The following is a 13569-nucleotide window of genomic DNA, read 5'->3' on the forward strand; positions in this document are numbered from 1 at the left end:
AAAAGACTCTCAAAACTTGAGAGTCTTTTAGAAATAATTATTGTTCAGAGAAGAATTGATATAAAGCAGTAAGTTCTTCATCTGCAATTTGATCAGCTGAGAATGCAGGCATTGAACCTTTACCATCACGAACTGTCGTTGTGAATGTTTCTTCATCTAGGCTAGTACCAGCTAAAGCAGGCCCCATACCACCAGAGAAGTCTTGACCGTGACATGATGCACAGTTATCGCGTGCGATACCCTCAGCATCTACGTCACCGCTTGATGCCTCTTCGCCGCCACCTGATTCTTCTGAAGCACCTTCTTCTGATGCTACATCTTCTTCACCGTCATCAGTCGCCCCTACACCTGAAAGTAGGAAAACAAGTCCAACTCCTAAGAAGATAATCAGTAAAAATGGAATTATAGGATTTTTATTCAATTTGTTACCCCCTCAATACATGGATTTAATCTCATATTCAATTGTATCTCAATTTGTGACAAAGTCAAAACAATTTTGAGAAAAAATTACACATATTAGTCCATAAAATCTTTTAATTTTTTACTTCTTGAAGGATGTCTGAGTTTTCTTAAAGCCTTCGCTTCTATTTGACGAATTCGCTCTCTTGTAACCCCAAATACCTTACCAACTTCTTCAAGTGTTCTCGTACGTCCATCATCTAAACCAAATCGTAGACGAAGTACATTTTCTTCACGGTCCGTCAACGTTTCTAGAACATCTTCAAGCTGCTCTTTTAATAATTCATAAGCAGCATGATCGGAAGGACTTTGTGCCTCTTGGTCTTCTATAAAGTCACCAAGGTGGCTGTCATCCTCTTCACCGATTGGTGTTTCCAGTGATACAGGTTCTTGGGCAATTTTTAGAATTTCTCGAACCTTATCAGCTGGTAAATCCATCTCTTCACCAATTTCTTCAGGTGTTGGTTCACGACCTAAATCTTGTAATAATTGACGTTGAATACGGATTAATTTGTTAATCGTTTCAACCATGTGAACCGGAATACGAATTGTTCTAGCTTGGTCTGCAATTGCTCTAGTAATAGCTTGGCGAATCCACCAAGTTGCATAAGTAGAGAATTTGAAACCTTTAGTAAAGTCGAATTTCTCAACAGCTTTAATTAGACCCATATTCCCTTCTTGAATTAAGTCTAAAAATAACATCCCGCGGCCGACATAACGTTTAGCAATACTAACAACAAGACGTAAATTTGCTTCAGCTAGACGTGCACGTGCCACTTCGTCGCCTTCTTCAATTTTTTTGGCAAGTTCAACTTCTTCTGAAGCTGATAAGAGATCAACACGCCCAATCTCTTTTAAATACATTCTAACTGGGTCATTAATTTTAACACCTGGAGGTGCACTCATATCATGTAGGTTAAGTTTCTCATCTTTATCAGATGCATCTTTTTCATTGACCATTTGAATGTCATTTTCATTTAACTCATCGAAAAATTCGTCCATGGCATCGGAATCAAGTTCAAAATTGGCAAGCTTATCGGCTACTTCTTCGTGAGAAAGTTGACCTTCTTTCTTACCCTTATCTAACAGATAAGTTTTAACCTGCTCAATGCTAGTAAAATCAATATCTTTTGTATCAGCAATAGCTGCTTTTTTGTTCGCCATATTGTGCCTCCTAGTTATAAAAAACTACATCTTATGAATTCTATTCAGTTCTATTATTTCCTGAGTGAGCTTAAGTTGTAGTTCTACATCATTGTCACGCTCTGCTAATTCCAATTGACGAGATAAAAGCTCAATTTCGTTTTCATTATTTCTTATACCACTTAAGTCTTCTAAGTAATCATTTATTTCACTCTCTGAGACATCCTGATGAATCCTCATATTATCTAAGTCAATCAGTGTGTCTGTCAGTGCGCCGTCTATATAGTTAAGGGCTAAAGAAATATCAAACACTTCATGTGTTTCAAAATAAACACAAAGTCCTCTAACTATATCATAATATGGTTGATAAGTTAAGATATTTTCATCAAGCTTTTCACTGTATGTCTCCAAGTATTCTGGGTGGGACATCATGATGCGTGTTAAATATCTTTCTTTTTTCTGCCTGAGACTTAAAGTGGTTCTATTGACTTCAGGTTCAGTATAGGTTGCTTCCTGTGTAACCATTGTTGATGGCATTCTGTTTTTAAGCGCATCTTTGTCAATATCGAAGATAGATGATATTACAGTAACCAACCGTTCTCTAGTTAGTGAATCTCTTACAAATTTTAAATCCTCAATCACTACACTTAGGTTCTGATTGATTTTCATGTCGTTGGCTCCGGCATCCGATTTCAATTTTTCCGCCTTAAATTGAAGATAGTGCTGCATCTGTTTTTCGATAAAATTCTCAAAACTCTCAGTACCGTATTTTTCTATATATTCATCAGGGTCCATTCCCTCAGGCAGTTTTTGAACATACACATTCAGGCCTTCATGTAAGAGTGCGTCGCCGACCTTTAATGTTGCATTTTGCCCAGCCTTATCACCATCAAACATAATCGTAGTGTTTGATGACAAGCGTTTTAATAAGGTCAAATTCTCCCGACTCAGCTCTGTTCCCATGGTCCCGACAATATGTTGAACATTAGTCATCTTAACCTTTAGGACGTCCATATGCCCTTCCATAAGAATGACATTATCCATTTTTCTAATGTGTTTCCTTGCATCAGCTAAGTTGAAGAATAGTTCTCTTTTTTTAAATATATCGGTTTCTGGTGTGTTTAAATACTTCGGTTCACTACCATCTATGCTCCGAGCTGTAAAACCAATGTGATTACCTTGATGATTCTTAATCGGAATCATAATCCGTCCGACAAATCGATCATAGTAAGAAAAATTTTCTTCGTTCCTAGATAGTAGCCCTGCTTGATAGGCCGATTCTTCATTATACCCTTGCTCTAGCAATGCATTTTTTGCAAAGTAAGACATCGCAGGAGCAAAGCCTATTTTTTCTTGTCGAATCAGGTCCGTTGTAAATCCTCTATCAAGTAAATATTGTAGAGGTTGATTTCCTTCATTCGTATTCATTAACAGATGATGGTATAAGTCAGTCATATATTCATGCATCTTGATCTGTGACATATCACCTTGATCAACTTCAACTTCATCAGTTTCAATCTTAATGTCTAATGGTTCACCGAGTTTTTTTGCCGCTTCTGTAAAACTAATATTTTCAATTTCCATTAGGAATTGAAAAACATTACCACCCTTTTTACAGCCGAAACAATGTGCAATCTGTTTGTCCGGACTTACTGAAAAGGATGGTGTTTTCTCGTCATGAAACGGGCACAGACCAACATAGTTACGCCCGCGTCTCTCAAGTTTAATATAGCTTGAAACTAAGTCTATTATGTCGGTCTGTGTTCTTATTTTTTCAATTGTTTCCTCGGGTATTTTCAAATAATCACCCTCTGATATTACTTTCGCTATCTACATATCTCATTATAGCATTCGCGGTTTCTTCAATGGCCTTATCAGATACATCAATTACTGGACAGCCAATTTTTCCAATTATTTCATCAAAATAAGATAGTTCCTCATCTATTCTTGAGCCATTCGCGTACATCGCAGTATCTTTTAGGCCAAGCTGTGATAGTCTTTCTTTTCTGATTCTATTTAATGTTTCTGGATTAATTCTAAGGGCCACACACTTTTTAGGATTGACCTCAAATAATTCTTGAGGGGGTTTAACTTCTGGAACTAGTGGAACATTCATAACCTTATATTTTTTTAAGGCTAAAAATTGAGATAATGGGGTTTTCGATGTACGAGATACACCAATTAATATAATATCTGCCTTAGCTAAGCCGCTCGTATCCTTGCCATCATCATATTTAACTGCAAATTCAATTGCTTCAATTTTTTTAAAGTAATCTTCGTCTAATCGGTGGACTCTTCCCGGTTCATTTAATGGTACTTGGCCAGTTGCATTAGAGATTTCACGTATTAATGGGCCCATAACATCGATATAAGAAATTTCTTCTTGAACCATTTCAGCATCTATGTACTCTCTTAATGAAGGGGTGATTATAGTGTATACAACTAAAGCATCTTTACTTTTAGCTAAATCGATGACATCATCAATATCTTCAGTAGAGTCTACATAGGGGTAACGAATTATAATATTATCTGGAGCATCAAGATCGAATTGTGAGAGACAAGCTTTTGTGACTAGTTCACCTGTTTCTCCTACAGAGTCTGATGCAACGATTACTTTTAAGTTTGTCATATATAATCACTCCATTAAGTTTACGAATACTTTTGTAATATTAGTTTTAGTGATTCGACCGATGACTTCTAAATTATCATCTACATCTTTAACGACTGGTAGAGAGTCAATTTGACGGTCAATAAGCTGTTTTGCTGCGTACAAAAGTGAATCATCTGCGTAACATACAGTTATATTAGGCTTTCTCATCATAATTGTACTAACCGAAGTGTTTTCAATATCACTAAAGCTCATCGTGCCTTTGAGTAAGTCTTTTCTTGAAACAACGCCTTGCAACGTTTTTACTTCGTCAATAACATACAGTGTACCAACATCCTCTAAAAACATTTTAACGATTGCATCATAGATTGTTGTTTCAGTTGTAATAACTATTGGTAAGCTTTGCACATCTTTAACGAGTAAATTATTTACCTTGAGAGAAATGACATCATTAGTTTCTTTCCCTGTATAGTAATAACCGACTCTCGGCCTAGCATCTAAAAATCCTGACATCGTTAAAATGGCTAAGTCCGGCCTCAATGTTGCCCTTGTTAAAGACAATTGTGCAGCGATATTACTTCCTGTAATGGGACCATGTTGCTTTACAATGTTTAGTATTTTTTCTTGTCGCTCATTCAGTTCCACGTTCTCACTCCCAACATAAATATTATATAATAATTATCGAGATAAAGAAATATGATCGCACTTGCATTCCAAACTAGCCGATTATATAATAGCAATAAGCGAGTTAAGGATGGTGTAAGCTTAACAAGATATTTGGCATATAAATCACTTATAAAATAACTTTATATATAAAAGCGAGTTTTCTTACTAAATTGGGTGGAACCGCGGGCTACGCTCGTCCCTGGATAGCATATATTTTTGCTGTCCAGGGATTTTTATATATCAAAGTTAAAAATAAAAGGAGTTGCATTTATCATGAATATGGATACGATTGTAAACTTAGCAAAAACGAGAGGCTTTGTTTTCCCCGGCAGTGAAATCTATGGTGGGCTAGCAAATACTTGGGACTATGGTCCACTTGGAATCGCCCTTAAAAACAATGTTAAAAACGCATGGTGGAAAAAATTCATTCAGGAATCACCATACAATGTTGGTATTGACGCTGCCATCTTAATGAACCCTAAAACTTGGGAAGCATCAGGTCATTTAGGAAACTTTAATGACCCAATGATTGACTGTAAAAACTGTAAATCGCGTCACCGTGCAGACAAATTGATCGAAGATGTCATGCAAAAAGAAGATGACACTTTTGTTGCTGATGGTTTATCTTTCGATAGAATGAAAGAAATAATCGAAGAAAAGAACATCGTTTGCCCGACTTGTGGTGCCAATGATTATACTGATATTCGTCAGTTCAACTTGATGTTCAAAACCTTCCAAGGTGTAACAGAAGGTTCAACAAACGAGCTATTCCTTCGTCCAGAAACTGCACAAGGTATCTTTGTGAACTACAAAAATGTTCAAAGAACAATGCGTAAGAAATTACCATTTGGTATCGGACAAGTTGGTAAATCATTCCGTAATGAGATTACCCCTGGTAACTTCACTTTTAGAACACGTGAATTTGATCAGATGGAACTTGAATTCTTCTGTAAGCCAGGCACTGAAATTGAGTGGCAAAACTACTGGAAAGATTTCGCTGTTAACTGGTTAAAAGACTTAAACCTTAAAGAAGAAAACACACGCCTTAGAGACCATGATGAAAACGAATTATCGCACTACTCTAATGCAACGACTGACATCGAATATAAATTCCCATTTGGCTGGGGTGAGCTTTGGGGTATTGCAAGTCGTACAGACTTCGACCTTCGTAAGCATATGGAACACTCTAATGAGGACTTCAATTATCATGATCCTGAAACGAACGAAAAATATGTGCCATACTGTATCGAGCCATCACTTGGTTTAGACCGTATGACTTTAGCATTCCTATGCGATGCATACGACGAAGAAACGCTCGAAGGAGATGAAAAACGTACAGTATTACGCTTCCACCCGACGCTTGCACCGTTTAAAGCAGCAGTTTTACCACTTTCTAAGAAGTTAAGTGGTGAAGCGATGGAAGTTTATTCTAAACTTGCAGGCGACTTCAACATAGAATTTGATGAATCTCAATCCATCGGTAAACGTTACCGTCGTCAAGATGAAATTGGTACACCGTACTGTATTACATTTGATTTCGATTCATTAGAAGATAAGAAAGTGACAATCAGAGATCGTGACACTATGGAACAAACACGTATTGCAATCGACGATGTACATGACTTCTTATCAGCAAGAATCAAATATTAATAAAAGGCACCCTGAGGGTGCCTTTTACATATAAAGGGGAATCACCCGTTGAAACGATACTTATTATTATTTCTTGTTATAATCCTCACATCGTGTTCAAACGACATAGAACCCAATTCATATTATGGTAACACTTTAAAAGATTTTGAAGCAATCAATCAAGATGGCCAAAGTTTTACTCGTGAAAATATGGAAAACAAGGTATGGCTCGTTAATCAGATCTTTACAAACTGTGTGACTGTTTGTCCTCCAATGACTGCCAATCTAGCCGAATTAACAACTAAGCTTAAAGATAATAATCTTACCGATGTAGGGCTGGTCAGCTTTTCTGTAGATCCAGAATACGACAGTCCAGAAATACTCAGTGAATATATCAGTTGGTACGACAAAGATGAAAGTATTGAATGGCAATTACTCACTGGCTATGACTTTGAATATATTAGAGATTATGCACTTAACAATTTTAAATCTGTCATCAAAGCACCACAAGACGGTGGTAACCAGGTCCTACATAGTACAGCCTTATATCTTGTAGACGAAGATGGTGTGCTAATAAAAGATTATTCCGGTGTAGACGTAGGAGAACAAGAATTCAATTCTGATGAAATAATTAAGGATTTAAAAAAGCTAAATTAAACATATAAACGTCCCTAGCATTAGCTAAGGACGTTATTTATCTATTAATTTTTTACTTTTAAAATATACACCGCTATATTCATCATAAAGCATCTCTATAAATCGTAGTAATTGCTTACCTATGTCTTCTGAAATGTGAATACTTTTTACATCTCTAATTTTAACGTGCTTTAAATATAATGAAAAATATAGTACCTTATTCGAAATTGCAACTGCACGTTCTAAACTTTCTTCACTTAAACAACGATTGCAGATTACACTGTGGTATTTAAATGAATAGTGACTATAGTTTTGATAATTAGACTCGCCGCATATCGCACAAGAATCAACATTAAGTTCGCCACCGTAGGCAGGTAACATTTTAATAAGTACTAAACTTGTAACTGCATAGCGCTCATTTTCGTCATTTAATAACTCATAGGCTTTCTTAATAAGATTGTAATAGGCGCTTTCAGCATATTCTTCATCCAGTGCTCGACTGATCACTTCTAATATATAGGAAGCATGTGTATATAGCTCAAAATTACTATTTAAATTTTTAAAACGCTCGGTCACATCAACATCATTTAAAGTACCCATACCTTTAAAACGATTATATGTAAACAGCGCTTCTAAGAAACCTTGTCTCAATACAGTAAAAGGGCTTTTCGGTTTGTTAAAGCCTCTAGCCATCAAAGGAACTTGTTCCCCACTCTCCGTTAATATTGTTATGATACGGCTAGTCTCACTGTAATTTGTCTGCCTGATCATCATGCCTGTTTGCTGATAAATCATTTACTCACCTATTTTTAATATTCTTCATCCTTATAGCCGAGTGAGCGAATAAATTGTGGTTTATTTCTCCAGTCTTTCTGGACCTTAACCCATAGCTCAAGGTACACCTTACTACCCAATAAGTTTTCTATGTCACGACGCGCCTCTTGTCCGATTTCCTTAAGCATCTTACCACCCTTACCGATAACCATGCCTTTTTGTGAATCGCGTTCTACAAAGATGGTTGCCTCGACGTGGACTTTGCCACCATCATCTTGCCCTTTCATCTTCAATACTTCAACACCAATTGCATGGGGCAGTTCTTGACTGAGACGGTGCAAGGCTTTTTCTCTTATCAATTCACTAACGATAAAGAACTCTGGGTGGTCTGTAATTCTATCTTTTGGATAGTACATCGGACCTTCTGGTAAATGAGTTTCGATTACACTAAGTAAACGGTCAATGTTATTACCCTGTAAGGCTGATATTGGGACGATATCACTAAATTCTAATTTATCTTTGTACACTTCAATTTGCTTTAATAGCTCATCCGGGTGGACAAGATCAATCTTATTTAAGACAAGAATGATCGGCGTCTTTGTATGCTTTAACATTTCAATAATGTATTCATCACCACGACCGATTTCTTCTGCGGCATTTATAATAAACAAGATGACCTCTGTCTCACGTAAAGTGTTTCTAGCAACCTTCATCATGTGCTCACCGAGCTGATGCTTAGGTTTATGGATACCAGGTGTATCAATAAAAACGATTTGACAATCATCCTTTGTATAGACACCCTGTACCTTGTTTCTTGTTGTCTGTGGTTTATCAGACATAATTGCAACTTTTTGACCAAGCACCTTATTCATAAAGGTAGATTTACCGACATTTGGTCTACCTATAATACTGACAAATCCGGATTTAAATCCTCCAAAATCCATTACTCCATATCCTTTCCACTAAAACCGAGTGGTAGTAAATCATCTACTGTACGCGCGATTACTTCGCCACTTGGGCTGACTAAAAATACTGGCATGTCATCATGGCATAACTCTTTCATGACCTGTCTACAAGTACCACATGGACTAGCAGGTTCTGTTGAGTCTGTAACGACAACAATCGCCTTAAATTTTCTCTTATTATTTGCATAAGCACTAACAAGAGCCGTTCTTTCAGCACAAATTGTAGCTGGGTAAGCTGCATTTTCTATATTTGCCCCGTAAATGTACTCATCTTCATCTGTAATTAGTAACGCACCGACGTTAAAGTTTGAATAAGGTGTATAGGCATTATCTTTAGCCTTTAAGGCTTCTTCTAACCACTCAGATTTGAACTCCATTCATTTCCTCCTAAAATATCTGAATTATATAAGGTGTAAACACAGTAAAACCAATCACTACAGCATAAATACATGCAAGCACTACAGCACAAGCTGCAACGTCTTTAGCATATTTTGCAAGTAAACTATAAGAATCTGTCGTTAAATCTACAGCGTATTCAATAGCCGTATTCAATGCTTCAACTATTAAAACCATAAAAATTGCTGAAATAACAAATAACCACTCGATCTTAGATATATTAAAATATAATCCACAGCCGATAACTAGTGCTGCAATGATTAAATGAATTAAAAAATTAAAATCTTTTTTTAGTAATCGGTAAAATCCCTGGAGAGGATACTTAAACCTTAATAATTTAATCTCTCGTTACTCCAAAAGCAGTTAATATTTCTTCTTGCTTTCCATTCATTTCTTCTTCTTCATCGCTCTCCATGTGATCGTAACCAAGCAAATGTAGAAATCCGTGTAAGCTTAAAAACAATAACTCTCTACGGTAGGAATGACCGTAATCTTCTGCTTGTTCTTTAGCACGGTCTGTAGAAATAATAATATCACCTAATGTACGTGGGGCATCTTCATGAATTAAGTTGAGTTCATCTTCTTCAAGTGCAAATGAAATCACATCTGTAATACTGTCCTTGTCACGGTAGTCTCTATTAATGCTTTGAATTTCTTCATTGGAGACGAATGATACCGACACTTCTGCAGAACCTTCTTCTTTTAAATGCTGATAGGCAAATGATAAGAGATCTCTAATATCTTTTTGTTCTTCTGTTGTAACAAAATTACCTTCATCGATGAAATCTACATTAATCATAAGTTCGCATCCTTTTCGTAGGCAACAATAATCTTAGAAACAAGTGGGTGTCTGACAACATCACTCTCGTCCATTCGATTAATTGCGATACCTTTAATATTCTCCAATCGCTTCACTGACTCAACCAAACCACTTTTTGTTGATCCTGGTAAATCGATTTGAGTTTCATCACCAGTGACGATCATTTTTGAACCAAATCCGAGACGTGTTAAAAACATCTTCATCTGCATCTCAGTCGTATTTTGTGCTTCATCAAGTATGACAAAGGCGTCATTCAAAGTACGTCCACGCATATAGGCTAAAGGTGCCACTTCTATAATCCCTCGCTCAATTAGGCGGTCAGTTGTTTCAACACCTAATACAGCGTGTAACCCATCATACAATGGCCTTAAATATGGATCTACCTTTTCCTTTAAATCGCCTGGTAAGAAACCGAGATTTTCTCCAGCTTCAACTGCAGGTCTTGTAAGAACGATACGTTTAACTTGGTTTTCTCTTAGCATCTGGCAAGCAATCACCACAGCTAAAAATGTTTTACCGGTACCAGCTGGTCCAATTCCAAAGGTCAAGTCATGTTTCTTAATATTGTCAACATAAACTCTCTGACCTGTTGTTTTTGCTTTTATACTCTTACCCTTAGAGTCCTTAGCTATTTCTTCATTATAGAGATCTTGTAAATATTCAATGGTTTTATTTTTCGCCATCATTGCAGCAGATTGAACATCTCTAAGAGAGATACTCATACCACGCTGAATTATTTTTAATAAATGAAGCAGCACATCTTCTACAAGTTCGACTTTTTCTTCATCTTCTCCGCTCACTGTAATTTCATTACCAAGCGTATGAATTTTTACGTCAAACTCTTCTTCAAGATAAGTGATGTGTGAATCATTTGCGCCTATTAGAGCTTGAGCTTCATCTAGGCTATCAATATTAATAATATTAGGCATTTACAAACCCCTTTTTAAGTAGTGTTATTCTATTTAAATTTACCACTATAAAACTACTACTGCAATGAAGAAGGCGTAAAAAAACATGCAGGTAACTACCTGCATGTTTTTCATTATTGCTTAGATTTTGGTTTACCAAGAATTTCCGACATAATTATACCATTCACAACAGATTTAGGATCAAAGCTGATATCTCCACTCGTAATATCATTTTCCTTGATTCTGTCTCTATTGTTCCTATTTTTTTGTCGATTCTCTACCATTTCTTTTGTAAGACCCTCATCCATAGTTTCACGCTTATCATAAGCCTCTGTGACTACCTTTTCTTTAGCTTGACTTGCTCTGTTTGAATGTCTGGAACGATCTGTCTTACGTTTTTCATAATCAGATACATTTTGTGAAGTATTTTGACGATTGTTAGAGCGTTGAATGGTTTCTCTAGCTTGTCTTTCTGTTGTTTGGGTTCTACTTTGAGTTTCAGCTCTTTTTCTAGGTTCTGTTTGAGGTTGCCCCTCTATTTCTTTCTCAAAATTCTTCATTTCCTTCTCAAAATTTTCTTGTAAGTTTTCAAAAAAACCTTTTTTCTCAGTTGTTGGGTTTACTTGATCTTGACGTCGTCTAGGTGCAGTTTTTGACTTACGATCTAATTTAGAAGGATCGATATTACGTTTTTCTTCATTCTTTTTGTTTGATTGACCACTGATGATTGAAGAAATAATACCGAGTACAATTATAACGATTGGAATTAATTCCATTACTCATCACACCCTATTCTTCGTCGTTGTAGCGTGTAGGGTTCGTCATCTTATTAATAGAGTCTCTCATACTTGTATCAGCTTCTACGTTCTTAAGATTGTAATAATCTGAAGCACTGATATTGCCATCTTCTAATGCTTTGGCAAAGGCAAGTGGTACACGTGATTCTGCTTCTACTACTTTCGCTCTCATCTCTTGAACACGTGCTTTCATCTCTTGCTCTTGGGCAACGGCCATTGCACGACGTTCTTCGGCTTTCGCTTGTGCAATATTCTTATCTGCAACAGCTTGTTCCGTTTGTAGATCCGCCCCGATGTTCTTACCGATATCAACATCTGCAATATCGATCGAAAGAATTTCAAAGGCAGTACCTGCATCGAGCCCTTTCGATAGTACAGTTTGTGAGATTTTTTCTGGGTTTTCTAGTACTTCAGCGTGTTTAGTTGAAGAACCAATTGTAGAAATGACACCCTCACCAACACGGGCAATGATTGTTTCTTCACCAGCACCACCGACTAGACGTTCGATGTTTGCTCTAACTGTAATTCTAGCTTTAGCTTTAACCTCGATACCATCTACTGCAACACCTGCAATGAATGGTGTTTCAATAACTTTAGGGTTTACACTCATTTGTACAGCTTCAAGTACGTCACGTCCTGCAAGGTCGATTGCAGCACAACGTTCGAAAGTTAAATTGATGTCCGCACGTTGGGCAGCAATAAGAGCATCTACAACTCTGTCTACATTACCACCTGCTAAGAAGTGTGACTCAAGCTGGTTCGTTTTTAATTGAATTCCAGCTTTGTGTGCTTTAATCATTGGTTCAATTACACGTTTTGGTTTAACACGTCTTAGACGCATACCAACTAAAGTGAAAATACCAACTTTAACCCCTGCAGCAATTGCAGAAATCCATAAACCAATTGGTACAAACGATAAAATAATTGCTAGGGCGATAAAAATAACAACAATAATCAATAGTGTTATTATTGTCCCACCAGTAATAAATCCTAATGCCATAGGTTTCTCTCCTTTGTTTTACTGTTCTTCTAACGGTCTAACGACAACTCTAGTACCTTCTACATAAATAATTTTAACCTTTACTCCACTCGCGATATAGGCGCCTTCAGCTACAGCATCAATCCGTTCATCACCGTGTCTGATTGTTCCAGAAGGTCTGAGAACTGTATGAGTAACAGCCTCTTCACCAACTAGGTGTGAGCGATCGTCAAACGATGTATAGCCTGACTCCTTATCAGTTGCATCATCTAAAATGAGCTTACTTAAAAAAGGTATTCTTCTTTTCTTATGTTTCACAAATATCACCCACTCTACTACTGCTAATATAAGTATTACAGCTAAGAAAACGGCATATAAACCGGGATCTTCGCTTACCACTAAAATACTCGCAGCAAATAAAATTACACCAAATATTCCTAGAATCATGCCGATCACAAAAAATTCTACAAGAATTAAAAATGCACTCAGCAAAATTAGAATTAAAGCAGTATAATTTCCACTACCTGTAAGAAAGTGACCTGTAAAGAATACAAATATTGAAATGATACTTAAAACACCAATAATATTAATTCTTTCAGAAAAGAGTTGGTAGATTACACCGTGGAAGAACAATGCTAATAATAGAAATGCGATGGGTGGTGATGTAATTATATCTACATAGTTGTTCAATATATTATAAATGTTAGATAAATACACAATAACCATGCACATCCCTCCTACTTTCGATTATACATGACTATTATGGAATTGCGATAATAAAACAAAAAA

At 36.5% G+C, this 13569-nt stretch carries 16 protein-coding genes; 2 read left to right on the plus strand and 14 right to left on the minus strand.

Annotated features, from left to right (window positions below; translation table 11 throughout):
- Positions 1–37 precede the first annotated feature (37 nt).
- From V6E76_RS08775 to ccpN, 5 genes are all read right to left on the minus strand, one after another.
- Positions 38–421: a c-type cytochrome gene (locus tag V6E76_RS08775; protein ID WP_247352081.1), complete on the minus strand. Its 384-nt coding sequence runs from the start codon at positions 419–421 to the stop codon at positions 38–40.
- 95 nt (positions 422–516) lie between these two features.
- Complete coding sequence (rpoD, locus tag V6E76_RS08780) at positions 517–1623, minus strand: RNA polymerase sigma factor RpoD (RefSeq protein WP_247352079.1); 1107 nt, start codon at positions 1621–1623, stop codon at positions 517–519.
- A 24-nt stretch (positions 1624–1647) separates the two neighbouring features.
- Positions 1648–3402, minus strand: coding sequence for a DNA primase (dnaG, locus tag V6E76_RS08785; protein WP_247352078.1), 1755 nt, complete (start codon positions 3400–3402; stop codon positions 1648–1650).
- A gap of 4 nt (positions 3403–3406) precedes the next feature.
- The gene (locus V6E76_RS08790) at positions 3407–4231 is read right to left on the minus strand and encodes a pyruvate, water dikinase regulatory protein (protein WP_247352076.1); all 825 of its coding nucleotides are present in this window, start codon (positions 4229–4231) and stop codon (positions 3407–3409) included.
- A 6-nt stretch (positions 4232–4237) separates the two neighbouring features.
- Positions 4238–4855 (minus strand): transcriptional regulator CcpN, encoded by a 618-nt coding sequence (ccpN, locus tag V6E76_RS08795; RefSeq protein ID WP_026866421.1) that lies wholly within the window; start codon positions 4853–4855, stop codon positions 4238–4240.
- A 294-nt stretch (positions 4856–5149) separates the two neighbouring features.
- Between ccpN and V6E76_RS08800 the strand changes: the two genes are divergently transcribed.
- Positions 5150–6526: a glycine--tRNA ligase gene (locus V6E76_RS08800; RefSeq protein WP_247352074.1), complete on the plus strand. Its 1377-nt coding sequence runs from the start codon at positions 5150–5152 to the stop codon at positions 6524–6526.
- A gap of 48 nt (positions 6527–6574) precedes the next feature.
- Entirely contained in the window at positions 6575–7162 is a 588-nt protein-coding gene (locus tag V6E76_RS08805) for an SCO family protein (protein ID WP_247352072.1), read from the plus strand.
- 33 nt (positions 7163–7195) lie between these two features.
- Here V6E76_RS08805 and recO read toward each other — a convergent pair whose 3' ends face one another.
- From recO to V6E76_RS08850, 9 genes are all read right to left on the minus strand, one after another.
- Positions 7196–7936: a DNA repair protein RecO gene (gene recO, locus V6E76_RS08810; protein WP_247352070.1), complete on the minus strand. Its 741-nt coding sequence runs from the start codon at positions 7934–7936 to the stop codon at positions 7196–7198.
- 14 nt (positions 7937–7950) lie between these two features.
- Positions 7951–8859 carry a GTPase Era gene (gene era / locus V6E76_RS08815; protein WP_247352068.1) on the minus strand — a complete coding sequence of 303 codons (909 nt, stop codon included), beginning with the start codon at positions 8857–8859 and terminating at the stop codon, positions 7951–7953.
- Positions 8859–9257, minus strand: coding sequence for a cytidine deaminase (cdd, locus tag V6E76_RS08820; RefSeq protein ID WP_247352065.1), 399 nt, complete (start codon positions 9255–9257; stop codon positions 8859–8861). Before cdd ends, era begins: the two co-directional genes overlap by 1 nt.
- Positions 9258–9267: 10 nt before the next feature.
- Entirely contained in the window at positions 9268–9618 is a 351-nt protein-coding gene (locus V6E76_RS08825; RefSeq protein WP_247352185.1) for a diacylglycerol kinase family protein, read from the minus strand.
- On the minus strand, positions 9614–10075 hold the full coding sequence (gene ybeY, locus V6E76_RS08830; RefSeq protein WP_247352063.1) for an rRNA maturation RNase YbeY: 462 nt from the start codon (positions 10073–10075) through the stop codon (positions 9614–9616). The genes V6E76_RS08825 and ybeY overlap by 5 nt, the downstream gene beginning before the upstream one ends.
- Positions 10072–11025, minus strand: coding sequence for a PhoH family protein (locus V6E76_RS08835; RefSeq protein WP_247352061.1), 954 nt, complete (start codon positions 11023–11025; stop codon positions 10072–10074). The genes ybeY and V6E76_RS08835 overlap by 4 nt, the downstream gene beginning before the upstream one ends.
- 113 nt (positions 11026–11138) lie before the next feature.
- The gene (locus V6E76_RS08840; RefSeq protein ID WP_247352059.1) at positions 11139–11780 is read right to left on the minus strand and encodes a hypothetical protein; all 642 of its coding nucleotides are present in this window, start codon (positions 11778–11780) and stop codon (positions 11139–11141) included.
- 13 nt (positions 11781–11793) lie between these two features.
- Positions 11794–12801: a flotillin-like protein FloA gene (gene floA, locus V6E76_RS08845; RefSeq protein ID WP_499797792.1), complete on the minus strand. Its 1008-nt coding sequence runs from the start codon at positions 12799–12801 to the stop codon at positions 11794–11796.
- An 18-nt stretch (positions 12802–12819) separates the two neighbouring features.
- On the minus strand, positions 12820–13506 hold the full coding sequence (locus V6E76_RS08850) for an NfeD family protein (protein ID WP_247352058.1): 687 nt from the start codon (positions 13504–13506) through the stop codon (positions 12820–12822).
- Between the last annotated feature and the right edge of the window lie 63 nt (positions 13507–13569).

This window comes from Jeotgalicoccus huakuii, from assembly GCF_036665975.1.
In the GTDB taxonomy this organism is placed as follows: domain Bacteria; phylum Bacillota; class Bacilli; order Staphylococcales; family Salinicoccaceae; genus Jeotgalicoccus; species Jeotgalicoccus marinus.

Bases quoted from the DNA above. Each gene is read 5' to 3' on its own strand.
- V6E76_RS08790 (WP_247352076.1), bottom strand. From the start codon at position 4,231: ATGACAAACTTAAAAGTAATCGTTGCATCAGACTCTGTAGGAGAAACA.
- V6E76_RS08800 (WP_247352074.1), top strand. From the start codon at position 5,150: ATGAATATGGATACGATTGTAAACTTAGCAAAAACGAGAGGCTTTGTT.
- rpoD (WP_247352079.1), bottom strand. From the start codon at position 1,623: ATGGCGAACAAAAAAGCAGCTATTGCTGATACAAAAGATATTGATTTT.
- cdd (WP_247352065.1), bottom strand. From the start codon at position 9,257: ATGGAGTTCAAATCTGAGTGGTTAGAAGAAGCCTTAAAGGCTAAAGAT.
- era (WP_247352068.1), bottom strand. From the start codon at position 8,859: ATGGATTTTGGAGGATTTAAATCCGGATTTGTCAGTATTATAGGTAGA.
- recO (WP_247352070.1), bottom strand. From the start codon at position 7,936: ATGATTTATCAGCAAACAGGCATGATGATCAGGCAGACAAATTACAGT.
- ybeY (WP_247352063.1), bottom strand. From the start codon at position 10,075: ATGATTAATGTAGATTTCATCGATGAAGGTAATTTTGTTACAACAGAA.
- V6E76_RS08835 (WP_247352061.1), bottom strand. From the start codon at position 11,025: ATGCCTAATATTATTAATATTGATAGCCTAGATGAAGCTCAAGCTCTA.
- floA (WP_499797792.1), bottom strand. From the start codon at position 12,801: ATGGCATTAGGATTTATTACTGGTGGGACAATAATAACACTATTGATT.
- V6E76_RS08840 (WP_247352059.1), bottom strand. From the start codon at position 11,780: ATGGAATTAATTCCAATCGTTATAATTGTACTCGGTATTATTTCTTCA.
- V6E76_RS08850 (WP_247352058.1), bottom strand. From the start codon at position 13,506: ATGGTTATTGTGTATTTATCTAACATTTATAATATATTGAACAACTAT.